This is a genomic window from Loktanella salsilacus (assembly GCF_900114485.1).
Taxonomy (GTDB): Bacteria; Pseudomonadota; Alphaproteobacteria; order Rhodobacterales; family Rhodobacteraceae; genus Loktanella; species Loktanella salsilacus.
This window is the reverse complement of record NZ_FOTF01000019.1, coordinates 21,027-42,540: the sequence shown is the minus strand read 5'-3', so window position 1 is coordinate 42,540 and position 21,514 is coordinate 21,027. Positions and strand designations below refer to the sequence as shown.

Sequence of the window (21,514 nt, the reverse complement as noted above, 5' to 3'; positions counted from 1 at the left end):
CTGGGACCTTTTTGAGTATTTTTGGCAAGATGATGGGGGACGCCCGCGTTTAAAGGATGACGCGGTGTTCCCGTTGGCCGGTGTAGCTGGTTTTGATCGCGTAAGTCGCGCCTTGGGCTTCGTCAGGGGCATCGATGCCTTGTCGGGCCGAGGTGACGTAGAGCGTCGACAGGTCCGCGCCGCCAAAAGTCGGGCAGGACGTATGGTGCGCGGGGAAGGCGAAGGCTTCGATGAACTGGCCATGTGGGTCGTAGGCGGCGACGCGGCCCGCACCCCATTGCGCATTGAACAGGTTGCCCGCGGCGTCCACGACAGAGCCGTCGGGGTTATAGTCCGTGCCGGTCAGGTCAATATGGACTTGCGGTGTGCCTGATGGCCAGCCAGCGGCGTCCAACGCGACGCGCATGATTTGTTTGGTGGGGGTGTCGGTGAAATAGGCGGTTTTGCCGTCTGGGGCGAAGCAGATCGAGTTGCTGATCGCAAGGTCGGCGTAGATCTTGCGCAGCGCGCCCCGGTAATAGCGCCAGATGCTGCCGTGGCCTGCCTCTGCCCCTAACCCCATCGTGCCAATCCAGAAGCCGCCCTGTGGGTCAGCGCGGCAATCGTTGGACCGGTTGCCCGCCAGATCGTGTTCCAGATCCATGATCTTGACGGTGTCGCCAGAGGCGATGTCAAAGCGGCTGAGCGCGATATCAGATGCAACGAGCAGCGTTTCATAATCCACCCAACCAGCAGCCGAGACATGGCCGGGGAAATCCCAATGCTGCCCTTTGGTGTGCATGCGGCGCGACAGGATATCGAACCAGAACAGCTGATCGCGTTCGGGGTGCCAGAGCGGGCCTTCGCCCAAGGTGCAGGGAGTAGCGTCGAAGATCATTGGATGGCTGCGTCAAAGGCGGCCACGATGTCGCGGGCGCGGGTGGCAACGTCTTCGGCGCTTAGACCGGGAGTGTAAATCGCGGTGCCGATGCCGAAGCCGTCGGCGCCTGCCTTGATCCAGTCGCCAAAGTTATCGGGGCCAGCGCCGCCGACGGCATAGACCGGGCAATCCGCAGGCAGCACGGCGCGCATGGCTTTGATGCCGGCGGGACCGATCAGCGAGGCGGGGAAAATCTTGAGCCCGTCAGCGCCGGCTTTCAGCGCCGCAAAGCATTCCGTTGGTGTCATCACGCCGGGCCAGCTGGCCATGCCTGCGGCCTTGGTCGCCATGATCACGCGCGGGTCGGCATTGGGGGATACGATCAGCTTTCCGCCAGCATCACGCACGCGGTTCACGTCGTCTGGCGTCAGCACGGTACCTGCGCCAATTTCAGCAATATCCCCGTGCGCGTCAGCCATACGGCGGATGCTGTCGAAGGGTGCGGGGGAATTCAGCGGCACCTCTATCCGTGTGATGCCTGCGTCGATGCAGGCGCGGGCGACGGCGACGGCATCGTCGGGCGTGACGCCGCGCAGGATGGCGATGATGGGGCGGGTCATGTCTGGTCCTTCCAGCTGCGATAGGCGGCGGTTAGCCCGGCCAGTGTGGCGCGGTCCGCGTTGACTTGGGTCGCCGGGGCAGCCTGCGCCCCAAGGGCCGTCACGTAAAGCCCCGCCAAGGTGCCAGCGCCGATCACGGCGATTTGCTGCCCAAGCCAGTAGGGCTTGGTCGCGGCAAGTTCTGCCCCGACGAGCAGCCCCGACAGGCGGGCGCGCGCGGTGGCATTGGGCAGATCGTTCAGTAACCCTTCGGCGCGCAAGGAAAACAGGCGCGCGGCTAGCTTTTCCGGGCGGGCGATGGCGTCATCGACGCCTTGCAAAAAGCCCGCGTCGTCCCAGCCGTCGGTGCACGAATGGCGCAGCACGGTGTGGCCCGTGATGGCGGCGAACAGATCGCCGGTCATCACAGTCTGAAAACTGACGACTTCATCCGCGCTGACGTGCACCCATTTGGTGTGGGTACCCGGCAGGCAGATCACGCCGTCCCAGCGCGGGTTCAGCGACAAAAAGCCTGCGATCTGGGTCTCTTCGCCGCGCATGACATCGGCGGGGCTGGCTTGTTTCAGCCCCGGAATGATGTGGCAACGGGTGCCTGCAAGGGTCAGGTTGCTGGCCAGCGCGGGGCAGGGGACGGCGGAATAGGGTGCCTCTGTCCAGCCTTGGCGGGACCCGACCATGCCGCAGGCAATCACGGGCACGGCGGGCCAATCGGCGGTCAGGGCGTCCAGCGCCGGGGCAAAGCCGTCGCGGGTCAGCGTGCCCATGCCGTCGGCGGACCCAGCCGCCGCCAGCACGGTGCCACTGTCCGACATGGCCCAAACGCGCAGATGCGTCGTGCCCCAATCGGCGGCGATCCATGTGGCGGCGGCGGCACTCATCCTGTGAACGCCAAGCCGCCGTCAATGAACAGGCACTGCCCGGTCATCATGCGCGACAGATCAGAGGCAAGGAACAGCGCGGTGCCCGGCACGTCTTCGGGATAAAGGTTTTCGGGGATGCACTGCTTTTTGCGGAATTCAGCAAGGTCTTCATCGGTGTGCACCTCTTCAATCTGCTTTTTGGTCAGCACAAGACCGGGAGAGATCGCGTTCACGCGAATAGCGCGCGGGCCCCAGTCGCGGGCCAGCGAGCGTGTCAGCCCGAGGATGCCTGCGTTTGACGACACATAGGGCGCAAGCTGTTCCCCCGCGATCTGGTAGCTGGCGGACGAAAAATTGATGATTGAACCGCCATCCGTCATCAGCGCACCCGCCTTTTGGCAGGCAAAGAAGTAGTGGCGCAGGTTCACGGCAATTTGGTTGTCCCAATCTTCGACCGTGATGTCGGCGGGGTCCATGCGCGTGTCGGCAGCGGCGTTGTTGATTTGGACTTTCAGTGCGCCTTGCTTGGCGACGGCTTCATCCATCGCGGCGTGCAGCGCCTTGGTGTCGGTGACGTCGCATTGCTGAAAGAACGGCTTGGTGCCGGTTTTTTCCGCCATGTCGTCCGCGAAATCGCTGTAGTCAGAGCGGCCGACAAAGCTGACCTTGGCCTTTTGCGTCAGAAAAGATTCCGTCAGCGCGGCACCGATGCCGCCGCCGCCGCCGGTGATAAAAACGTGGGCATTTTCAAGGTCGTGAAACTGGGCTGTCATAGGCGATGTCCTTCGATGATCCATATGCTGTCGGGGACGGCATAGGGTAGGGCAATGCCCTGTGACATCAACGTACGGCCCGTCAGGGTCAAGGGGCCAGATTTCAGCGCAGGCGTGCCGCGTGACAGGGTGGATAGGTCGTCTTTGTTCGCGATATCAACCGTATAGGTGGCATCCGGATCAAGCCCCGTCAGGCGCAGCGGGCGCGGCGCGATCTGTGTGCTGGTGCCTGCGTGGCCCGCGAAGACGACAAACCGCGTGCCATCGGCGGCTTGCTGCTGTTCGGCGATGATGGCGGGGTCCGCGCTTTCCAGCCGCAAGATATCGGCGCTGCGCATCCAGTCGCGGTTGGCTTTGTACCACGCGGTGACCCGCGTGAGGGTCGCGGCCTCTTCCTGTGTCAGCTCGCGCGGGTCCATCTCGAACCCCATGTGGCGCTGGGCGGCGACCCATGCGCGGAAGCTGATGGAATGGACGCGTCCGGTCGTGTGGCAGTGGCGCGGGCCAACGTGGCTGCCGGTGACGCAGGATGGCAAGAACAGGGCCGCATCGTGCTGAATGCGCAGGCGCGTCAGGGCGTCGTTGCTGTCGGACAGCCAGACGCGCTGGGTGTGCTTCAAAATGCCAAAGTCGATGCGTCCACCGCCAGAGGCGCAGGATTCAATCTCTACCTCTGGATGGGCTGTGCGCAGGCGGTCCAGCAGGGCGTAAGTGCCGCGTGTCTGGGCCGCGTCGTTATGGGGGAGCACACGGTTGTGGTCCCACTTGATATATTCGATGTCGTGGCTGGCTAGAATACTGCTGATTTGATCAAACAGATTTTCGCGCAGATCGGCGTTCGCCATGTCCAGCACATATTGGCCCCGGCCAAGCGGCTGATCCATTGGGCCAAGGATCCAATCTGGGTGATTGCGGGCCATGTCGCTGTCGGCGTTGACCATCTCAGGCTCGAACCACAGGCCAAAGGTCATGCCAAGGCTGTGGACATGGTCGATCAGCGGGGTCAGCCCGTCTGGCCATTTCGCGGCGTCGATGGTCCAGTCGCCAAGGCTGGTGGTGTCGTCATTGCGGGCCTTGAACCAGCCGTCGTCCAGCACGAAACGCTCTGCCCCTAGTGCAACGGCGCGGTCGGCGATGGCGGTCAGGGCAGACAGAGAGTGGTCGAAATAGATCGCCTCCCAGCAGTTGTAATGCACGGGGCGGGGTGTGTTTGGCTGCGGCCAGGTGATGATGCGGTCGCGCAGATGGCGCTGAAAGCTGACAGCGCAGCCGTTCAAGCCTGTGTCCGAATAGGCCACATAAAGCGGGGCGCTTTCGAAATGGGTGCCGGGCAGCGGATCGCTGCCGCTGGCGTGGCCGAACTGGATCTGGCGGCGTCCGTCGGGAAGCTCCTCTGCGATCATGCGGTGGCCGCCGGACCAGCCATAGTGCAGGGCGTGCGCCTCTCCGCCCGTATTGGTGCAGCCGCGGGCGGGCAGGATCAGCGCGGGGAAATGTTCGTGCCCGGTGCGGCCCGTGCGGTTGTCGCGGGCGCGGATGCCAGCGGCCCAAGGTGTGCGGACGGGCTGGAATTCATCGCACCAGCGGCCCGCGAAATCGATCATCTCGTCGGCCAACTGCGGGCCGGGCAGGGTCGGCGCGGACAGCCAGTCGCACAGGACAGGCTGTGTTGCGTCCAGCGTGGTTTGGGCGGTGATGATTCCAGTCTCGGCATCGGCGCTGAACTTGAAGGTCAGGGTCAGCCCAAGGGCGGCGTCAGCATAGGACAGCGCTAGCGCCTCTGCCCGTTTGGTCGCGGTTTGTGCAAAGACGGGGCGCAGGGGCGTGCCATCCTTGCTGCGCACCTCTAGCCCCGGCTGCCCCGGAAAGGCAGCCGCGGTTTGCGGACACAGCGTGACCAGCGGGTTCGCATCCAGCATACCGCCCGTCAGGTCGATTTCGGCGGCAGCGGCAATCGCGCTAAGGTCGGTCCCGTCCGGCAGCCGCGCACCCCAATAGGTGCAGTGCGGCAAACCGTTCGCGGGGGCGGCCAGAACGATCGTCTGGCGACCGGCATCAAGACGATAGTGGGTCATTTACTTGACGGCTCCGAGGGTGAGGCCAGCGATGAAGTGCTTTTGCATCAAAAAGAACATCGCGACAGGGGGCAGGGCGGCGACGATAGACCCGGCAGAGACCAGATGCCACGCAGCGACCCATTGGCCGTTGAGCGATGACAGGCCAGCGGTGACGGGACGGGTTTCGGCGCTGGTGGTCAGCACGGTCGCCCAGAAGAAGTCGTTCCAGATGAAGGTAAAGATCAGCACCGATAGCGCGGCAATCGCGGGCTTCATCAGGGGCAGTACGACGAACCAAAAGATGCGCCATTCGGCCACGCCTTCGACGCGGGCGGCCTCGATCAGTTCGCGCGGCAGGGCGGCGATGAAATTGCGCATGAACAGGGTGCAGAACCCGGTCTGAAAGGCGATGTGGAACAGGATGAGCGCCTGCGGTGTGTTGTACATGCCAAGGTTCAGCGTCAGGTCACGGACCGGGACCATCAGGATCTGGAACGGCACAAAGTTACCCGCCACGAACATGAAAAAGATCAGCAGGTTGCCTTTGAAGCGGTAAATGCCAAGGGCAAAGCCGGTCAGGCAGGACAGGGCGACCGACCCGATCACGGTCGGGATCGTGACGATGAAGGAGTTGCGGATGTATTTCCACAGGTCGAAATCGAACAGGACCGTCCAGTAGTTTTCGATCGCGATATGCGTGGGCAGGCCAAAATAGTTGCCAGCCGCCAGATCGGAGGACGGTTTGATGGACGTCATGGCGATGCCAAGCAAGGGCAGCAGCCACAGGATCAGGGCCACGGGTAGCAGGGCCTGATATGTCAGTTGTGCGGCGCGGGACCGCTGGGCAATGGGGCGTGGGAACATCTTAGTGGCCTCTCTCGTCGCGGACCATCTTCCAGACAAAGCCGGCGATGAAGACCATCATGATCAGGAACAGAACAACGGCGATGGCAGCGCCATAACCCATGCGGTAGCCGTATTCCGACAGCGCTTTTTCATACATGTAGAACGACAGCACACGGGTTTGGCCAAAGGGGCCGCCGTTGGTCATGATCGACACAAGGTCAAAGCTGCGCAGGGCGCCGATGACTGTGACGACGACGGCGATAAACGTGGCGGGGCGCAGCTGCGGCAGCACGACATACCACAGCATTTTCAGGCCCTTGGCACCGTCCAGACGGGCCGCCTCGATCTGGTCGGGGGCGACGTTGTTCAGGCCGGTCAGGTAAAGGATCATGCAATAGGCAATCTGCGGCCACAGGCCGGCGACGATGATGCCATAGGTCGCGTAGTCGGGGTTCGCCAACACGGCAGTGCCGGTGCCAAACAGCCATTCGGTCAGCTGAAAGAATAGGCCGAAGTTGGGCGCATAGAACCACGCGAACATCAGGCCGACGACGACTTGGGAAATCACGAAAGGGAAGAAGAACAGGGACTTATAGATGCGGATACCGCTGACCGTCTGGTTCAGGAAAATCGCGATCCCCAGACCTGCAGGCACGGCAAGCATGTAAAGCACCAGCCAGATCAGGTTGTTTTTCAGCGAGATGATGAAATTGCGATCACCCCAAAGCTCTTGGTAGTTGCCCCAGCCGACCCATTCTTTGGGCGACAATCCGTCCCAATCATAGAACGAGAACTGGAATGACGCGAAGATGGGCCAGACGACGTAGACCGCAAACATGAATATGCCCGGGGCCAGAAATAGCCAAGGCGTCAGCTTTTGTTGGTTGGATTTCCACCAAGACCGCTTGGGTCCGTGGGCGTCGGGTAGTGCGGTCATGGTGTAGTCCCCCCTTGCGATGAACGGCGGCCCCCGCAACAGGGGCCGCCATCAAGTTTTACTTTGCGTAGATACGCTGACGATCGGATTCCAGACGGGTCAGGATGTCTTCCAGATTGTCTGGGTACGCCATGAACTCTTGGAAGCCTTCCATGCCCGATGCGGCCATTTCGGCAGGCGCGTCACGGTCAAAGAACTGCGCCAGACCAGATGCGGTCGACAGCATCTCGAAGCCTTGGGACAGGAAGGGGTCAGCTTCGTCCACGGTGGACTCGTTGTTGACGGGCAACTGGCCAAGGGCGGCGTTCAGCTTGGTCTGCACATCAGCGCGGGCCAGAAACGCAAGGAAGGTCTTGGCGTCTTCTGGGTTCTTTGCACCGGCAGGGATGTGGACCGTGTCGGTCGGCGCGTCTTCGGCGCGGGCGACGTCAGGGTTGATCGTTGGGAACGGGAAGAAGCCCAGCGTATCGTCGGTCATGCCGCCGTCTTTGAATGTGGCCACGGCAAAGTTGCCCATGACGTAGTTCGCAGCCTTACCTTGGCTCATCAGGGCCGCAGCGTCCTGCCAGTCGATAGCAGCTGCGTTGGCAGTGATATAGCCCGGCTCGACCAGACGGTTCCACTGCGCAAAGGTTTCGCGCACACGCTCGTCTGTCCACGGGATTTCGCCGCCGGTCAGCTGCATGTGGAAGTCGTAGCCGTTGGTGCGCAGGTTGAAATAGTCAAAGATACCAGCGCCGGGCCACATCGCGGATGTGCCAGTGGTCAAGCAGTCGATGCCTGCGTCTTTGAACAATTTGCAGTTCTCGACGAATTCGTCATAGGTTTCAGGAACCTTTGCGCCGACCTGCTCGTACAGGGCTTTGTTATAATACATGCCCCACTGGTAGTAGGTATAGGGCACGCCCCACTGCTTGTCGTCGATGGTCATGGACGACGCGGCAGAGGCCAGCTGTTCGTTCAGGCCATTGTCGGCCCAAACGTCGGACACATCCATGAACTGGCCTGCGTCAACGAAAGGCTTCATGCGGTTGCCGGCGTACCAGTTGGCAAGGTCCGGGCTGTCGGCGGTCAGGAAGTTACGGATCGCAGTCTTGTAGCCCTCGTGGTCAAACAGGTTCACCTGCACGTCGATGTCGGGATACTCGGCCTCGAAATCAGCGATCAGCGCTTCAAAGGCGGCTTTGGGTGCGGGGTCAGACGTGTCGGTGTTGAACGTCAGCACGCGCTGCTGGGCGATGGCAGATGTGCCAGCAAGCAGAGCGATCGAAAGTGCCAGACCGGCGGTGAGTGGTTTGCGCAACATTTGGTTTCCTCCCTAAATTTGCGTCCAATGGTTTCATTATTTGAAACTTGGTTTTGGATATTGATACTTAATCGCGAATCCCCTAGGCTTGTCAACACACCCGTTACGCGGCAGCGCAGCATTCGGGTGAGGGAGAGGGATGGATATGGCAGGCAGCGGCAGCGGCGATGGCACAGTCGGCAAAGCACTAGAGGTGTTAGATCAGGTGGCCAGCTTTGGCCGCCCGGTGCGATTTTCTGAGGTACTGGCGGATAGCGCCTATCCAAAGCCTACGCTGTATCGCCTTCTGCAAACCCTCGTGAGCCAGAATATGCTGTCCTATAATCTGGACCGGCAAACCTATGCCCCCGGTGCGCGGCTGGTGCGGCTGGCCCATGCCGCTTGGGCGCAATCAAGCCTTGTGCAAGTCGCCAGCCCGCATTTGTTGCGGCTGTCCGTTGCCACCACCGAAACTGTGCATCTGGCGCAGCTGGATCACGCGCAGGTGCTGTATTTAGATAAACGCAACGCCGCCCACCCGGTCGAGATGTTCTCTCAGGCGGGCAAGGTTGGACCCGTCTATTGCACGGGCGTTGGCAAAGCGATGCTGGCCTTTACCGATGACGCGCAGGCGGATGACATCATCGCGCAGCAGTCGTTCCACAGATTTCAGCCCGGCACCCTGACAACGCCCGCCGCCTTGCGGCAGGAACTGCAGGCGATCCGGGCACGCGGCTATGCCTTTGACCGCGAAGAACACGAGCCGGGGATCATCTGCATCGCCATGCCAATTCTGACGCCGTCAGGCAGGGTGCTGGGCGCGGTGTCCGTCACCAGCACAACAGCGCGTACCGATCTAAAGGGGCTGGAAACACTGGCTCCCAAAGTGCGCGACGCGGCCGATGCCATCGCGCAGGACGCGGCGAAATGGAGCTTTCCCGATCACGGGACACACACACTGAAACTCGCGGGGGAATAATTCATGTCGGGCGTAACGCTTAAGAATACGATCAAGAAATATGGCGACATCCAGGTCGTTCACGGCATCGATCTAGAAGTTGAACATGGCGAATTCTGCGTCTTTGTCGGGCCGTCAGGCTGCGGAAAATCCACCCTGCTGCGCATGATCGCAGGGCTAGAGGAAACGACCGCAGGCCAGATCAACATCGGCGCGCGGGACGTGACGCGCCTTGATCCGTCCGACCGCGGCGTGGCCATGGTGTTCCAAACCTACGCGCTTTACCCGCATATGACCGTGCAGGATAACATGGGATTCGGCCTTAAAATGAACGGCCACCCCAAGGCGGAAATCGCTGCCAAGGTGGCAGAGGCGTCGCGGATCCTAAAGCTAGACGAATACCTCAGCCGCAAGCCCGCCGCTCTGTCCGGCGGTCAGCGCCAGCGTGTCAGTATCGGCCGCGCCATCGTGCGCGGGCCAGAGGTGTTCTTGTTCGACGAGCCGCTGTCGAACCTTGACGCTGAACTGCGCGTCGAGATGCGCGTCGAAATCGCCCGCCTTCACAAGGAAATCGGCGCGACGATGATCTATGTTACCCACGACCAGGTCGAGGCGATGACGCTGGCTGATAAAATCGTCGTGCTGCGCAAAGGCGTGATCGAACAGGTCGGCGCACCGATGGACCTGTACCGCGACCCAGACAACAAATTCGTCGCCGGCTTTATCGGCAGCCCCGCGATGAACTTTATGGCTGGCGAAATCGCGAATGGCACGGTCGCAGTCCCGGGGATGAAGGCACACTTCGACCTTGGCGTCACATCGCATAGTGGCCCTGTCACCGTCGGTATGCGGGCAGAGCACCTTGTCGTGGATGCGGACGGCGACACGCATACGGTCGACTTGACCGAAAGCCTTGGCGGTGTGTCCTACGTCTATCTTCTGGGCGACACCGGAGAGCGGATCGTCATTGAGGAACGCGGCGACCAGCGCTCGCGTCTAGGCGACCGCGTTGGCATCACCATCGACGCAAACCGTGTCTACCTGTTTGACGCAAAGACCGAAGCGCGCATCAGAACGTAAGGTCCACCCTTCTTCTGGTCAAAAATACCTCGGGGTTTGGGGCAGCGCCCCAACCCGATTTTTCGCCGAAAAATCGGACCGCCCCACCGCTATCGCTTGCCATAATACAGGCCGACCACATGTTCGGCCTGTGCGAAAAACAGCCAACGCAGGCAGAGCACGCCGGCGATATGGGCCAGTACGGCGACCAGCGCTGTGATATGACCAAGCCCGGCCGCAATCAGCGGGATCGGCACGCCAAAGGCCAGGATCAGCCCGATGGCGCGCAGCTGCAGCGCATGGCGGCGGCCGACAACATAAACAAATTCCCGTAGCAGATAGTTTGACCCCGAGTGCGGCGGCAGGAATGCGCGGACCCGGCCGATATCACCCAGCCCGGTGGCAGTGCCCAATGTCGTGCCAGACTGCTGCAAGCGCATATCGCCCGTGATCCACGCAACCAGTTGCAAGACGGCGGCCAAGGCCAGCAGGACCAGCGCGGCACTGCCGCGATTGGCCAAGATGGCCCCGCCCGCCAGCGACAGCGCTAGAAACAGCGCGGGCGTCGTCCAGTGGCGCCAGCGCGGCACGGTGCGCATTTGGGTATAGATCATCGCGGTGGTGAAAACGGTGGCAAGGCAACCCAGCGATACCAGCCATCCCAAGGGCGCGGCCGAGATGTCCCAGATCCGCAGCAAGGCGAACACCCCGCCTGTCAGCAGCGTCGCAATCGCCGCGATCGCTTCGCGGGACAGCCAGCTGGTGCGCCACTGGGTGACTGCCAAATAGGCACGCTCTGGATGGCCAAGGTGGAATGTCGATGCCAAAAGCCCGCCGACCGCCATGGCATAGGCCAGCGCAAAAAACGCAAAGGCGACCCAGCCGGTGGGGGCGGGTTGGCCAAGGCCAAGCCAGAACAGCAGGCCGAACCCGAGCCCGGAAAACGTCGTGAATAAAATGACGGAAGGTGCCGGATGCATCAGGCATGTCCCCCCGGCAGCTTGGACAACGCCTTGTCCAGCCACGCAATTAGCCCTTTGCCGTCGCTGGCCACGGGGGCCAGCAAGGGCGCAAGGATATCGATCTGATCGGCGTCGCGGGGCCGCGGCGGCAGATATTTGTTCACGGGCTTGGTCCCCATCTCTGGCATCAGATCAAAGCCGCCGCGTTCGGCCACCAGCTTGCTGACGTCCGAGTCCGCATCGCCCAGATCGCCAAAGTGCCGCGCGCCTGCGGGGCAGGTCCGCACGCAGGCGGGGGTGCGGTCGACCTCTGGCAGGGCCTCGTTATAGATGCGATCGACGCAAAGCGTGCATTTCTTCATCACCCCCGCCGCCGGGTCCATTTCCCGCGCGCCATAAGGACAGGCCCAAGCGCACAGCCCGCAGCCGATGCAGGCGTCCTCGTTCACCAAGACGATGCCGTCGGCCTGCCGCTTATAGCTGGCACCCGTGGGGCAAACGGTGACGCAGGGCGCGTCGTCGCAGTGCAGGCAGGATTTGGGAAAGTGGACTTGCTGCGTCGGGCGGTCCTGCGGGGTCACCTCGTAGCTGTGCACGCGGTTCAGGAATGTGCCGCTGGGGTCCGCGCCGTAAGGGTCTTGGTCCGAGAGCGGCGCGCCCAGATCGCTTTGCGTGTTCCAGGCTTTGCAGGCTACGACGCAGGCATGACAGCCAACGCAGGTATCAAGGTCGATCACAAGGCCGAGCTTTACGGCAGAGGGCGGCGGCAAGGTTGTCATGTGGTGCAGCCTTTGCGGAAGGGTGATTTTTCGGTGAAAAATCGGGGGGGCCAGCCCCCCGTCCTGCGGACTCCCCCCGAGGTATTTCTGACCAGAAGAAGGAGGGCGGGGCGGTGCGAAAGAGCGATCATGCTTTGCCAACCTTCCAGCGCAGGCTGCGCGGTGCCTGCGGAAGCGGGGACGCGATGGGCGGCAGGATCGGTTGCGATTCTTGCGGCGCGCCGGATTTTTCGATTTTGACGCGTAGGTCGAACCACGCGGCCTGGCCGGTAATCGGGTCGGAATTGGACCAGCGCAGGCCGTCGCCTTTGGGCGGCAGCAGCTCGTGGATCAGGTGGTTCAGCAGGAAGCCTTTTGTTGCCTCAGGCGCGTCCTTGTCCAGCGCCCAAGCGCCCTTGCGTTTGCCAATGGCGTTCCACGTCCAGACTGTGCTTTCGTTCAGGGATTCCTGCAGCGCGACAGGCACGGTGATCGACCCGTGGGCAGAGGTTACGCGGGCCCAGTCGCCGTCCTTGAAGCCGTGCTTAGTCCAGATTTTCGTCGGTACATAAAGCGGGTTATGCCCGTGAATTTGCCGCAGCCACGCATTCTGGCCGCCCCAGCTGTGATACATCGCCATGGGCCGCTGGGTCAGGGCGTGCACGTCATATTCGGCGGGGTCGATATGGCCATCCTCGAACGGGGGATACCAGATCGGCAGGGGGTCCATGGTGACTTTGATCTGGCCGCGCAGGTGGTCGGGGGGCTGGCGCAAACCGTGCCCTTCGGCGGCGAGCTGAAAGCGGCGCATCGGTTCGACGTAAAGCTGAAAGATATAGGGCTGCGGCGCGTCATACAGACCCATGGTCACCGCCCAGTCCTGATAAGCGCGGTTGAAGGGTTTGTAGTATGCTGCCTCTGCCGGGATATGGCTGGTCCAGAAGCCGCCGTTGGCGATGTATTCGTTCAGCTGGTTGCCGTTCGGCTCACCGCGCCCGCCTTGCAATCCGTTGTCGCCTATGCGCCAGCCCGCAAGTGGGCCGATGCCGGGGCGGCGCAGGTGGTGGGTGATGTAATCGGCGTAGTCGGCGTATTTGGCGCTGCCGTCGGCGTTTACGAAACCAGGCAAGTCCAGCCGCGCGCCCAGATCGCAGAGCACGGATTGAAAGGCGCGCACGTCGCGGTCCGGTGCGACCACGGGCCAGCGGATCGCGTCAGCGACGGCGTCCGCCTCGCAGATTGGGCGGTCGAGCAGGGAAATGCAGTCGTGACGCTCCAGATAGGTTGTATCGGGCAAAATTAGGTCGGCGTAGGCCACCATCTCAGACGCATAGGCGTCGGAATAGATGATCCGCGGGATGACATAGTCGCCGTCCTCGGTTTGGTCGGTCAGCATGTCGATCACGCCGCGCGTATTCATCGACGAATTCCAAGACATATTCGCCATATACACAAACAGCGTGTCGATTTTATAGGGATCGCCGGCGTGGGCATTGCTGATGACCATATGCATCAGGCCATGGGCGGACATGGGGTTTTCCCAGGTGAAGGCCTTGTCGATGCGGGCTGGATCGCCAGCGTCGGTCAAGCACAGATCCTCTGGCCCTTGGGGATAGCCAAGGTGCGGGCCGTCCAGCGGCTGACCGGGGACAACTTTGCAATGCGGTTTGGGGTGGGCCGTCGCGGGCTTGGGGTAGGGCGGTTTAAAGCGCATGCCGCCGGGGGTTTCCACCGCGCCGAGGATGATCTGCAGCGTATGCAGGGCGCGGCAGGTCTGAAAGCCGTTGGAATGGGCGCTGATGCCGCGCATGGCATGCACGCTGACGGGGCGGCCAATCATTTGGTCGTGCTTTTTGCCGCGGAAATCGGTCCAAGGCTGGTCCAGAATGACGGGCTGATTGAAGGCGACGTCGGCCATATCGGCGGCCAGCTGGCGGATGCGGGACGCGGGGATGCCGACGCGGTCCGCCACGTTTTCGGGCGCATGGACCGGGTCGGTATAACGGTCGGCCATCAGGTGAAACACGCTGCGGTGGGTGAAACCCGCGTTGCGCCATGTGCCAGTCAGGCTGGGTTCAACGCCGATGCCGTTCCACGGGGCCAGCTTGCCGGTGCGGCGATCGATCACTTGCGGGCGCAGTTCGTCGTCGCGGATGAACAGGCCATAGTCTGGCGATTTGGGGTCTTGGTTCACAAGGACAGAGGCATTGGTGAAGCGCGCCAGATAGTCGGTGTCGATCTGGCCTGAGGTCATCAGGCAGTGGATTAGCGATAGGATCAGCAGCCCGTCATTGCCCGGGGTCACGCCGAACCAATCGTCGGCAACAGCATTGTAACCGGTCCGGATCGGGTTCACTCCGACGATGCGGGCACCGCGTCCTTTTAGCTTACCGATCCCCATTTTGATCGGGTTGCTGTCGTGGTCTTCGGCCACGCCGAACAGCAGAAACAGCTTGGTATGGTCCCAATCCGGCTGGCCAAATTCCCAGAACGCGCCGCCCATCGTATAGATACCCGCCGCCGCCATGTTCACGCTGCAAAAGCCGCCGTGGGCTGCGTAGTTCGGCGTGCCAAAGCCCTGCGCCCAAAGCGAGGTAAAGCTTTGCGACTGATCGCGCCCGGTAAAGAACGCCAGCTTTTCCGGCGCTGTTTCGCGCAGCGGCTTGAGCCAGGATGTCGCAAGGTCCAGCGCCTCGTCCCAGGTGATTTCTTCGTATTCCCCCGACCCGCGCGGGCCAGTGCGTTTCATCGGTGCCCGCAGGCGGGACGGCGCATTATGCTGCATGATACCCGCAGAGCCCTTTGCACAGAGCACGCCTTTGTTCAGCGGGTGGTCGCGGTTGCCTTCGATATAGGCGGCGCGTTTTTTGCCGTCAGGGCCGTCCTTCATATGCACGTCGATGCCGCAACGACAGGCGCACATATAGCAGGTGGTTTTGCGGATTTCGGTGCCAATGGGCTTGGACAGGTCGAGCACAGGGTCGGTCATGGGTTCGCCTTTCGTGCCGGATCGGCGCAAGGTTGCGGCTTGGTCGACGTGCGGATCATGTGCAAACGGGCCCCTCCTGTCGCATTGGCTGCCGTGACCCGGCCCGGTCCGTCATGGACCAGCCCCCCTTGCGGGTCGCGGCGCTGATGGTGCGGGTATTGTTCATGATGACAGGCGCAATGACCAGTGTATCAATTTGGTAATCTCTGCAGCGGTTTGCGGCGCAAGGGGCAAGAATACCGACGTAAAACCGCGCAGAGCGGGCCGTATCAATCAGGTCAGGCTGCGCAGAACACCAAGCACTGACAGGCAAAGCAGCAACCACGTGGCAAAGCGGCGAAAGGTAGCGGGCGGCGCTGCGGCAAAGCGGCGATTGCCAAGCAGGATACCAGCGGCAAGAAAGGGCGTCGCGATCAAGGCTGCGGCAAAGGTGTCCGTCGTGATCTGGCCGCCAAGCCCCAGCAGGGGCAGGGTCATCAGATCAAGGCCGGTCAGAAACACGATCATCGTCGCGCGAAAAGTTGCGGCGGGGATCGGCTGCGCCCCAAGGCAGGCGGCAACGGGCAGCCCGCCGACACCTGCTGCATTCGCGCTGCCTGCAACGATGCCCGTGAGGACATGGCCCATGCGGCCTAAGGGCTGCTGGAGCGTCCAGCCGCTGAGCATGACGAGAGACAGAACCCCGATGATGGCGCTGATCAACAGTTGGACCGTTGGCGCGGGCAGTTGCAACATGACCCAGATCGCGGCGGGGAGGGCCAGTGCCGCCCCCGCCAGCAACGCGCCCGCGCGGTGCCAGTCAATGTGCCCCCGCATGCCCCGTGCTTGCAGGGATGTCATGGCAATTTCTGCCATGAAGACGACCGGGATCAAAGGCAGCGGGTTTGTGACAAGGCTCGCGCAGGCAATGAAAATCGCGGAAAAGCCAAAGCCTGTGTAGCCGCGTATGATCGCGGCCCCAAGCAGGGCGCATGCCAGAAAGGCCGCTGCGGCTGGGGCGAGGTCAAAAGGCATATTTCACGGCCTAACATCCGGGGGCGATCCGATTTTTCGGCGAAAAATCGGGTTAGGGCTCTGCCCTAAAACCCGAGATATTTTTGACCAGAAGAAGGACGGACCCTTACCCGAGGACGCGGGTCAGGGCCTTGTCGACGGCACCGGTGATTTCGTCGATGTCATCTTTCGTCGCGATCAAGGCGGGGGCGAACAGCAGGGTGTTGTTAAAGCCGGGGACAGAGCGGTTGGTTGCACCGATGATCACGCCTTGCCCCATGCAGTCTGCGACGATGGCGCCGACCTGCTTTTCGTTCAGCGGATCCTTGGTGCCACGGTTTGTCACCAGTTCCGCACCGGCGAACAAGCCTTGGCCGCGCACGTCGCCGATGACGGCGTGTTTGTCCATTAGCGCATGTAGATTGCTCAGCAGGTGGGCACCCATGGTGGTGGAGTTGTCCAGTAGACCCTCTTCTTCGATGATTGCCATGTTTTCGATTGCGGCAGTCGGGCCTGCGGTGCAGCCGCCGAAGGTCGAGATGTCGCGGAAATAGGACAGGTGGTCCGTGTCGTCCTTGAACTGTTCGAACACCGCATTCGTCGTCACGCAGCACGAAATCGCCGCATAGCCAGAGGCAACGCCTTTGGCCATCGTCACGATGTCGGGCTGCACGCCGTAGTGCTGATAGCCGAACCATGTGCCGGTCCGGCCAAGGCCGCAGACGACTTCGTCGATATGCAGCAGGATGTCGTATTTTTTGCAGATTTCCTGCACGCGGTCCCAATAACCCTGCGGCGGGGTGATGATGCCGCCACCTGCGGTGATTGGCTCTAGGCACAGCGCACCGACGGTGTCGGGGCCTTCGCGCAGGATCACCTCTTCAATCGCGTCGGCAGCGCGGCGGCCGTAGTCGGCGTCGGTCAACCCGTCTTGGCGGCGGTATTCAAGGCAATGCGGCACCATGATAAAACCGGGCGTGAAGGGGCCGTATTGCGCATTCCGCTCTTCCTGGCCGCCAGCGGACAGGTTGGCGATGGTGGTGCCGTGGTAATCCCGCTCGCGGTACAGGATCTTGTATTTGCGCCCGCCGTGGTGCTTGTGCGCAATCTGGCGCACCATCTTAAAGGCTTTCTCGTTCGCCTCGGACCCGGAGTTGGCATAGTAGACGCGGTCCAGCCCCGGCATTTTGGCGGTGAGCATTTCGGCAAACTGTGCGGCAGGGATGTTGCCAGCGGCGCCAGCATAAAAGTTCAGCTTGGTCAGTTGAGCGGCCATCGCATCAGCGATCCGCTTGCGCCCGTAGCCGACGTTCACTGTCCAGACCGCGCCGGACACCGCGTCCAGATGCTCGCGCCCTGTGATGTCCCAGACGCGCAGGCCTTTGCCTTCGACCATGATGCGCGGATCAACGGTTTCAAAAGGTTTGTGCTGCACCAGATGGTGCCAGACATGGGCCTTGTCGGCAGAGATGATTGCGGCGGGATCGTTCGACAAGGCGTGCTGGTTCATGGCTGGGTTCCGGTAAGCTGGTGCAATGCGATGGCAAGCCCAATCTTGAGATCAGGCCCGATCATTTGCAAGAGAATGTGACCAAATGGTTAAAATTGCAGCAAGGACCGCGACAGTTCGCAGTCTGTCCGCGACACGCGGGTTCGCGCTTCACCCCATTGCGCGGGGGATACGTAGGATCGCGGTTGCTTTGGAATGTCAAAGCACTGATACCACAACCGTAGGTTTTGACGTTTGCGTGATCGCCGGATGCCGCCCTTGTGGCGGCGGCGCTGCGCAAAAGGGCTAAGGCGAAGATCATGTTGAATGTCGTAGGGGCGCTGGGCGCGCTGTTCGTGCTGGGCGCGCTGGCGGGGATGGATCCTGCCGCATTGCGCGCGCTTGGCGTGGCGACGTTGATCGTTTTGGCGCTGGGTCTGTTGTGGGACGGGCTGTCGTTGCTGGTGCAGCGCGGGCCTGCCCGGCAGCGGGGGCGGGTCAGGCCGCGGCGGCCGACGCGGCCAGCGCCACGCGCACAGGCCCGTCCGGCAACCTTGATCGTGGACGGATCAAACGTGATGCATTGGAACGGCGAGGCGTCCCATATGGTTCTGACTCGCGTCATCGCCAAGCTGGTCCAAAGCGGAGAGCGCCCTCATGTCTATTTCGACGCCAATGTTGGGTATAAACTGAAAGGGCAGTATCTGGGCGATCGCGCCATGGCGGCGATGCTGGGCCTGCCTGAAAAGCGCGTGACTGTCGTCGACGCCGGCGTCCCTGCCGATCCTGTGCTGCTAGAACATGCGATCAAGGCGGGTCTGCGGGTTGTCACCAATGACCGATTTATGGAGTGGCGGCCGCAGTTCCCGCAAATCGGAAACCGCGGCTTTTTGGTCAAGGGGCGCTGGCAGCAGGGCACCCCAATGGTGCAGCTTTAGCCTTCGACGCGGGTGATGCTGAGGAATTTGCCGACGCCGTTGTCGCCATTGCTTTGGTAGTCGATCAGGATGCGATCACCGGCGATCAGATCCGTCGGCAGGGCGAAGTCAGCGGGGACTTCCCAGATGGACCGGTCGTCCAGCACGATCACATGGGACACGCGGTCATAGGCGACAACGGTGCCGGTGGTATCATCCGCAAGCGCGGGCAGCGCAAAGGCGGTCAGGGCAGCAGAGATCAACAAAAGGCGCATGGCCGGTGTCCTTGGGTAAAGTGTTACGAAATTGTAAGTGGCGTGAATTTTGAGGCGCACAAGTAGGGCGCGATCCCGCATGCAAAATATATAATTCATAGACGGCGCAAAATGGTGGAGCCGATCGGGATCGACCGGCCAGCTTGTCGTTGCGAACGACGCGGCCTCCCGGCGGGGCTAGGTTCCCACCGCTGCACATAAGGTGGTGCGGGGCAGGTCCCATTGCGCCGCTGCGCATCATCCATCATGCTAAATCAAGGTTAACAAATGGAGACGGTGATGGAGACGTTTTTCGAAGTAGTCGGCTGGGGTGCGCTGACATTCCTTGCGATCATCGGCCTTGTGGCCGGGTTGATTGCATCCGCTGTTACCGGCGGCAACCGCGCCGCCTATGTGATCGCAGGCATTCTTGGCGCAATTGCGCTGCCCTTTGTGCTGGCGCTTCTGGGCGTCACGGCTGCCATCGGCGCAAGCCTGATTGCGATCTTGGTGATGGGGATAATTGGCGCGGTGCTGCTGGTCGTGTTGTTCAAGGCGCTGACGGGACGTGCCGACACGCCCCGCCGTTAGGAATTACTTCTTCTTGCCGCCATATCGGGACTTGCCGCCGCGCATGCCGCCGCGGCCACCAGTGGATCGGCCTGACGCCTTGGCCGAATCCTCGACAGCTTTGTCTACGGCCTGCTGGCGCGCCAGTGGGTCGTCGGCGATGGCCAGTTCAACCGCCTCAAGCCGCTTCAACTCGTCGCGCAGGCGGGCGGCTTCTTCGAACTCTAGGTTCTCGGCCGCTTTGCGCATATCGGTGCGCAGACCTTCCAGAACAGCCTTCATGTTCGACCCTTGGCGTTCCACTTTCGCGGTGACGCGGTTCATGTCCACGTCGCCTTTGTAGAGGCCGGCCAGGATATCCTCGACGTTCTTTTTCACGGTCATCGGCGTGATGTTGTGTTCGACGTTATAGGCCATCTGCCGCGTGCGGCGGCGTTCGGTTTCCAGCATCGCCCGTTCCATCGAACCGGTGATGCGGTCGGCGTACATGATCACGCGGCCTTCGGCGTTCCGCGCGGCGCGGCCGATGGTCTGCACAAGCGAGGTTTCAGAGCGCAAGAAGCCCTCTTTGTCCGCGTCCAGAATAGCGACAAGGCCGCATTCGGGGATATCCAGACCCTCGCGCAGCAGGTTGATGCCGATCAGCACGTCGAATGCACCAAGGCGCAGGTCGCGCAAAATCTCGATCCGTTCGATGGTGTCGATGTCAGAGTGCATGTAGCGCACGCGGATGCCCTGTTCGTGCATGTATTCGGTCAGGTCTTCTGACATGCGTTTGGTCAGGGTCGTAACAAGCGTGCGATAGCCTGCGGCGTTGACCTTGCGCACCTCGTCCAGCAGGTCGTCGACCTGCATTTCGACCGGGCGGATTTCGATCTGGGGGTCGATCAGGCCCGTGGGGCGGATGATTTGTTCGGTAAAGACGCCGCCTGTCTGCTCCAGCTCCCACGCCGCTGGCGTGGCGCTGACGAACACGGATTGCGGGCGCATGGCGTCCCATTCTTCGAACTTGAGCGGGCGGTTATCCATGCAGGACGGCAGGCGGAAGCCATGTTCTGCCAGCGTCATCTTGCGCCTAAAGTCACCCTTATACATCGCGCCGATTTGCGGAACGCTGACGTGGGATTCGTCAGCGAAAACAATGGCATTATCGGGGATGAATTCGAACAGGGTGGGGGGCGGCTCTCCTGGGGCGCGGCCGGTCAGGTAGCGGGAATAGTTCTCGATCCCGTTGCACACGCCGGTGGCTTCTAGCATTTCCAGATCGAAATTAGTGCGCTGTTCCAGACGTTGCGCCTCTAGCAGTTTGCCGTCGGCGACAAGCTGGTCCAGCCGCATCCGCAGCTCTTTTTTGATACCGATGACGGCCTGCTGCATCGTGGGTTTTGGCGTGACGTAGTGGCTGTTGGCGTAGACGCGGATTTTCTGAAAGGTATCCGTGCGCTCTCCGGTCAGGGGGTCGAATTCGGTGATCGCCTCTAGTTCCTCGCCAAAGAACGACAGCTTCCATGCGCGGTCATCCATATGGGCGGGCCAGATTTCCAGACTATCGCCGCGCACACGGAAACAGCCGCGCTGAAAACCTGCGTCGTTGCGGCGGTACTGCTGCGCGATCAGGTCGGCCATGATCTTGCGCTGGTCGTAGGACTTGCCGACGTGGATGTCCTGCGTCATCGCGCCGTAGGTTTCGACAGACCCGATACCGTAGATGCACGACACGGACGCCACGATGATCACATCGTCCCGTTCCAGCAGCGCCCGCGTGGCCGAGTGGCGCATCCGGTCGATCTGCTCGTTGATCTGGGATTCCTTCTCGATATAGGTATCCGACCGCGCGACGTAGGCTTCGGGCTGATAATAGTCGTAGTAGCTTACGAAGTATTCGACGGCGTTATCGGGAAAGAAGCCTTTGAATTCGCCGTAAAGCTGCGCCGCCAGCGTCTTGTTCGGCGCAAGGATGATCGCAGGGCGCTGGGTGTCTTCGATCAGTTTCGCCATGGTAAATGTCTTGCCAGTGCCGGTCGCCCCCAGCAGCACCTGATCCCGTTCGCCGGCGCGCAGGCCGCCCGCGAGTTCGACAATTGCCTTGGGCTGGTCGCCTGCAGGTTCGAATTCGGTTTTGAGCACAAAGGCGCGCCCGCCTTCCATCTTTTCCCGGTCGCGCACATTGGGCGCGGGATTGGACAGATAGGCAGCGTCAGCAATTTCACGTTTGTCGGTTTGGGCGTAGGCCATGCGGAATCCTTTGGGGCTGCGTTATATTTGACCTCGAAGCGCCCCGGTTCAAGGGGCACTGCTGACAGGATACGTCAGCAGGCGCGCGCTGCT

Annotated in this window: 19 protein-coding genes; 4 read left to right on the top strand and 15 right to left on the bottom strand. The window is 61.7% G+C overall.

Annotation, left to right across the window (positions count from 1 at the left end; all coding sequences use genetic code 11):
- Positions 1–49: 49 nt before the first annotated feature.
- The 8 genes from BM131_RS15140 to BM131_RS15105 are packed head-to-tail and all read right to left on the bottom strand — an operon-like array spanning position 50 to position 8,258.
- Complete coding sequence (locus BM131_RS15140; RefSeq protein ID WP_090190835.1) at positions 50–877, bottom strand: SMP-30/gluconolactonase/LRE family protein; 828 nt, start codon at positions 875–877, stop codon at positions 50–52.
- The gene (locus tag BM131_RS15135) at positions 874–1,479 is read right to left on the bottom strand and encodes a 2-dehydro-3-deoxy-6-phosphogalactonate aldolase (RefSeq protein ID WP_090190833.1); all 606 of its coding nucleotides are present in this window, start codon (positions 1,477–1,479) and stop codon (positions 874–876) included. The genes BM131_RS15140 and BM131_RS15135 overlap by 4 nt, the downstream gene beginning before the upstream one ends.
- Positions 1,476–2,357: a 2-dehydro-3-deoxygalactonokinase gene (locus BM131_RS15130; protein ID WP_090190831.1), complete on the bottom strand. Its 882-nt coding sequence runs from the start codon at positions 2,355–2,357 to the stop codon at positions 1,476–1,478. The genes BM131_RS15135 and BM131_RS15130 overlap by 4 nt, the downstream gene beginning before the upstream one ends.
- A complete protein-coding gene (locus tag BM131_RS15125; RefSeq protein WP_090190830.1) occupies positions 2,354–3,112 on the bottom strand; it encodes an SDR family NAD(P)-dependent oxidoreductase in 759 nt (252 codons plus the stop codon). Before BM131_RS15125 ends, BM131_RS15130 begins: the two co-directional genes overlap by 4 nt.
- Positions 3,109–5,187 carry an alpha-galactosidase gene (locus BM131_RS15120; protein ID WP_090190828.1) on the bottom strand — a complete coding sequence of 693 codons (2,079 nt, stop codon included), beginning with the start codon at positions 5,185–5,187 and terminating at the stop codon, positions 3,109–3,111. The genes BM131_RS15125 and BM131_RS15120 overlap by 4 nt, the downstream gene beginning before the upstream one ends.
- Positions 5,188–6,033, bottom strand: a complete 846-nt coding sequence (locus tag BM131_RS15115; RefSeq protein ID WP_090190826.1) for a carbohydrate ABC transporter permease — start codon at positions 6,031–6,033, stop codon at positions 5,188–5,190.
- A gap of 1 nt (position 6,034) precedes the next feature.
- Entirely contained in the window at positions 6,035–6,952 is a 918-nt protein-coding gene (locus tag BM131_RS15110) for a carbohydrate ABC transporter permease (protein WP_090190825.1), read from the bottom strand.
- A 58-nt stretch (positions 6,953–7,010) separates the two neighbouring features.
- Positions 7,011–8,258, bottom strand: coding sequence for an ABC transporter substrate-binding protein (locus BM131_RS15105; protein WP_090190823.1), 1,248 nt, complete (start codon positions 8,256–8,258; stop codon positions 7,011–7,013).
- A gap of 145 nt (positions 8,259–8,403) precedes the next feature.
- On the opposite strand from BM131_RS15105, the gene BM131_RS15100 reads away from it, so the two are divergent.
- Both BM131_RS15100 and BM131_RS15095 read left to right on the top strand, forming a co-directional pair.
- Positions 8,404–9,216, top strand: coding sequence for an IclR family transcriptional regulator (locus BM131_RS15100; RefSeq protein WP_090190878.1), 813 nt, complete (start codon positions 8,404–8,406; stop codon positions 9,214–9,216).
- Between the two features lie 3 nt (positions 9,217–9,219).
- On the top strand, positions 9,220–10,275 hold the full coding sequence (locus BM131_RS15095; protein ID WP_090190822.1) for an ABC transporter ATP-binding protein: 1,056 nt from the start codon (positions 9,220–9,222) through the stop codon (positions 10,273–10,275).
- Positions 10,276–10,364: 89 nt separating this feature from the next.
- On the opposite strand, the gene BM131_RS15090 is transcribed toward BM131_RS15095, so the two are convergent.
- The 5 genes from BM131_RS15090 to BM131_RS15070 all read right to left on the bottom strand — a co-directional run bounded on the left by BM131_RS15090 (position 10,365) and on the right by BM131_RS15070 (position 17,466).
- Positions 10,365–11,234 carry a dimethyl sulfoxide reductase anchor subunit family protein gene (locus BM131_RS15090; protein WP_090190820.1) on the bottom strand — a complete coding sequence of 290 codons (870 nt, stop codon included), beginning with the start codon at positions 11,232–11,234 and terminating at the stop codon, positions 10,365–10,367.
- Complete coding sequence (locus BM131_RS15085) at positions 11,234–11,995, bottom strand: 4Fe-4S dicluster domain-containing protein (RefSeq protein ID WP_090190819.1); 762 nt, start codon at positions 11,993–11,995, stop codon at positions 11,234–11,236. Before BM131_RS15085 ends, BM131_RS15090 begins: the two co-directional genes overlap by 1 nt.
- 127 nt (positions 11,996–12,122) lie before the next feature.
- On the bottom strand, positions 12,123–14,963 hold the full coding sequence (locus BM131_RS15080; RefSeq protein WP_090190817.1) for a molybdopterin oxidoreductase family protein: 2,841 nt from the start codon (positions 14,961–14,963) through the stop codon (positions 12,123–12,125).
- 273 nt (positions 14,964–15,236) lie between these two features.
- On the bottom strand, positions 15,237–15,977 hold the full coding sequence (locus tag BM131_RS15075; protein WP_090190814.1) for a TSUP family transporter: 741 nt from the start codon (positions 15,975–15,977) through the stop codon (positions 15,237–15,239).
- A 106-nt stretch (positions 15,978–16,083) separates the two neighbouring features.
- The gene (locus tag BM131_RS15070) at positions 16,084–17,466 is read right to left on the bottom strand and encodes an aminotransferase family protein (RefSeq protein WP_090190813.1); all 1,383 of its coding nucleotides are present in this window, start codon (positions 17,464–17,466) and stop codon (positions 16,084–16,086) included.
- Positions 17,467–17,765: 299 nt separating this feature from the next.
- Here BM131_RS15070 and BM131_RS15065 point away from each other — a divergent pair, with 299 nt between their 5' ends.
- Positions 17,766–18,383, top strand: a complete 618-nt coding sequence (locus tag BM131_RS15065) for a PIN domain-containing protein (protein ID WP_090190811.1) — start codon at positions 17,766–17,768, stop codon at positions 18,381–18,383.
- Here the strand turns inward: BM131_RS15065 and BM131_RS15060 are convergent.
- A complete protein-coding gene (locus BM131_RS15060) occupies positions 18,380–18,637 on the bottom strand; it encodes a hypothetical protein (RefSeq protein ID WP_090190810.1) in 258 nt (85 codons plus the stop codon). The two genes, BM131_RS15065 and BM131_RS15060, sit on opposite strands and share 4 nt — an antisense overlap.
- A gap of 279 nt (positions 18,638–18,916) precedes the next feature.
- On the opposite strand from BM131_RS15060, the gene BM131_RS15050 reads away from it, so the two are divergent.
- Complete coding sequence (locus BM131_RS15050; RefSeq protein WP_090190877.1) at positions 18,917–19,207, top strand: GlsB/YeaQ/YmgE family stress response membrane protein; 291 nt, start codon at positions 18,917–18,919, stop codon at positions 19,205–19,207.
- A gap of 3 nt (positions 19,208–19,210) precedes the next feature.
- On the opposite strand, the gene uvrB is transcribed toward BM131_RS15050, so the two are convergent.
- The gene (gene uvrB, locus BM131_RS15045; protein ID WP_090190808.1) at positions 19,211–21,421 is read right to left on the bottom strand and encodes an excinuclease ABC subunit UvrB; all 2,211 of its coding nucleotides are present in this window, start codon (positions 21,419–21,421) and stop codon (positions 19,211–19,213) included.
- Between the last annotated feature and the right edge of the window lie 93 nt (positions 21,422–21,514).

What these genes read in the sequence shown, in the direction of transcription:
- BM131_RS15140 (WP_090190835.1), bottom strand. Translation starts at nt 877, where the DNA reads ATGATCTTCGACGCTACTCCCTGCACCTTGGGCGAAGGCCCGCTCTGG.
- BM131_RS15135 (WP_090190833.1), bottom strand. Translation starts at nt 1,479, where the DNA reads ATGACCCGCCCCATCATCGCCATCCTGCGCGGCGTCACGCCCGACGAT.
- BM131_RS15130 (WP_090190831.1), bottom strand. Translation starts at nt 2,357, where the DNA reads ATGAGTGCCGCCGCCGCCACATGGATCGCCGCCGATTGGGGCACGACG.
- BM131_RS15125 (WP_090190830.1), bottom strand. Translation starts at nt 3,112, where the DNA reads ATGACAGCCCAGTTTCACGACCTTGAAAATGCCCACGTTTTTATCACC.
- BM131_RS15120 (WP_090190828.1), bottom strand. Translation starts at nt 5,187, where the DNA reads ATGACCCACTATCGTCTTGATGCCGGTCGCCAGACGATCGTTCTGGCC.
- BM131_RS15115 (WP_090190826.1), bottom strand. Translation starts at nt 6,033, where the DNA reads ATGTTCCCACGCCCCATTGCCCAGCGGTCCCGCGCCGCACAACTGACA.
- BM131_RS15110 (WP_090190825.1), bottom strand. Translation starts at nt 6,952, where the DNA reads ATGACCGCACTACCCGACGCCCACGGACCCAAGCGGTCTTGGTGGAAA.
- BM131_RS15105 (WP_090190823.1), bottom strand. Translation starts at nt 8,258, where the DNA reads ATGTTGCGCAAACCACTCACCGCCGGTCTGGCACTTTCGATCGCTCTG.
- BM131_RS15100 (WP_090190878.1), top strand. Translation starts at nt 8,404, where the DNA reads ATGGCAGGCAGCGGCAGCGGCGATGGCACAGTCGGCAAAGCACTAGAG.
- BM131_RS15095 (WP_090190822.1), top strand. Translation starts at nt 9,220, where the DNA reads ATGTCGGGCGTAACGCTTAAGAATACGATCAAGAAATATGGCGACATC.
- BM131_RS15090 (WP_090190820.1), bottom strand. Translation starts at nt 11,234, where the DNA reads ATGCATCCGGCACCTTCCGTCATTTTATTCACGACGTTTTCCGGGCTC.
- BM131_RS15085 (WP_090190819.1), bottom strand. Translation starts at nt 11,995, where the DNA reads ATGACAACCTTGCCGCCGCCCTCTGCCGTAAAGCTCGGCCTTGTGATC.
- BM131_RS15080 (WP_090190817.1), bottom strand. Translation starts at nt 14,963, where the DNA reads ATGACCGACCCTGTGCTCGACCTGTCCAAGCCCATTGGCACCGAAATC.
- BM131_RS15075 (WP_090190814.1), bottom strand. Translation starts at nt 15,977, where the DNA reads ATGCCTTTTGACCTCGCCCCAGCCGCAGCGGCCTTTCTGGCATGCGCC.
- BM131_RS15070 (WP_090190813.1), bottom strand. Translation starts at nt 17,466, where the DNA reads ATGAACCAGCACGCCTTGTCGAACGATCCCGCCGCAATCATCTCTGCC.
- BM131_RS15065 (WP_090190811.1), top strand. Translation starts at nt 17,766, where the DNA reads ATGTTGAATGTCGTAGGGGCGCTGGGCGCGCTGTTCGTGCTGGGCGCG.
- BM131_RS15060 (WP_090190810.1), bottom strand. Translation starts at nt 18,637, where the DNA reads ATGCGCCTTTTGTTGATCTCTGCTGCCCTGACCGCCTTTGCGCTGCCC.
- BM131_RS15050 (WP_090190877.1), top strand. Translation starts at nt 18,917, where the DNA reads ATGGAGACGTTTTTCGAAGTAGTCGGCTGGGGTGCGCTGACATTCCTT.
- uvrB (WP_090190808.1), bottom strand. Translation starts at nt 21,421, where the DNA reads ATGGCCTACGCCCAAACCGACAAACGTGAAATTGCTGACGCTGCCTAT.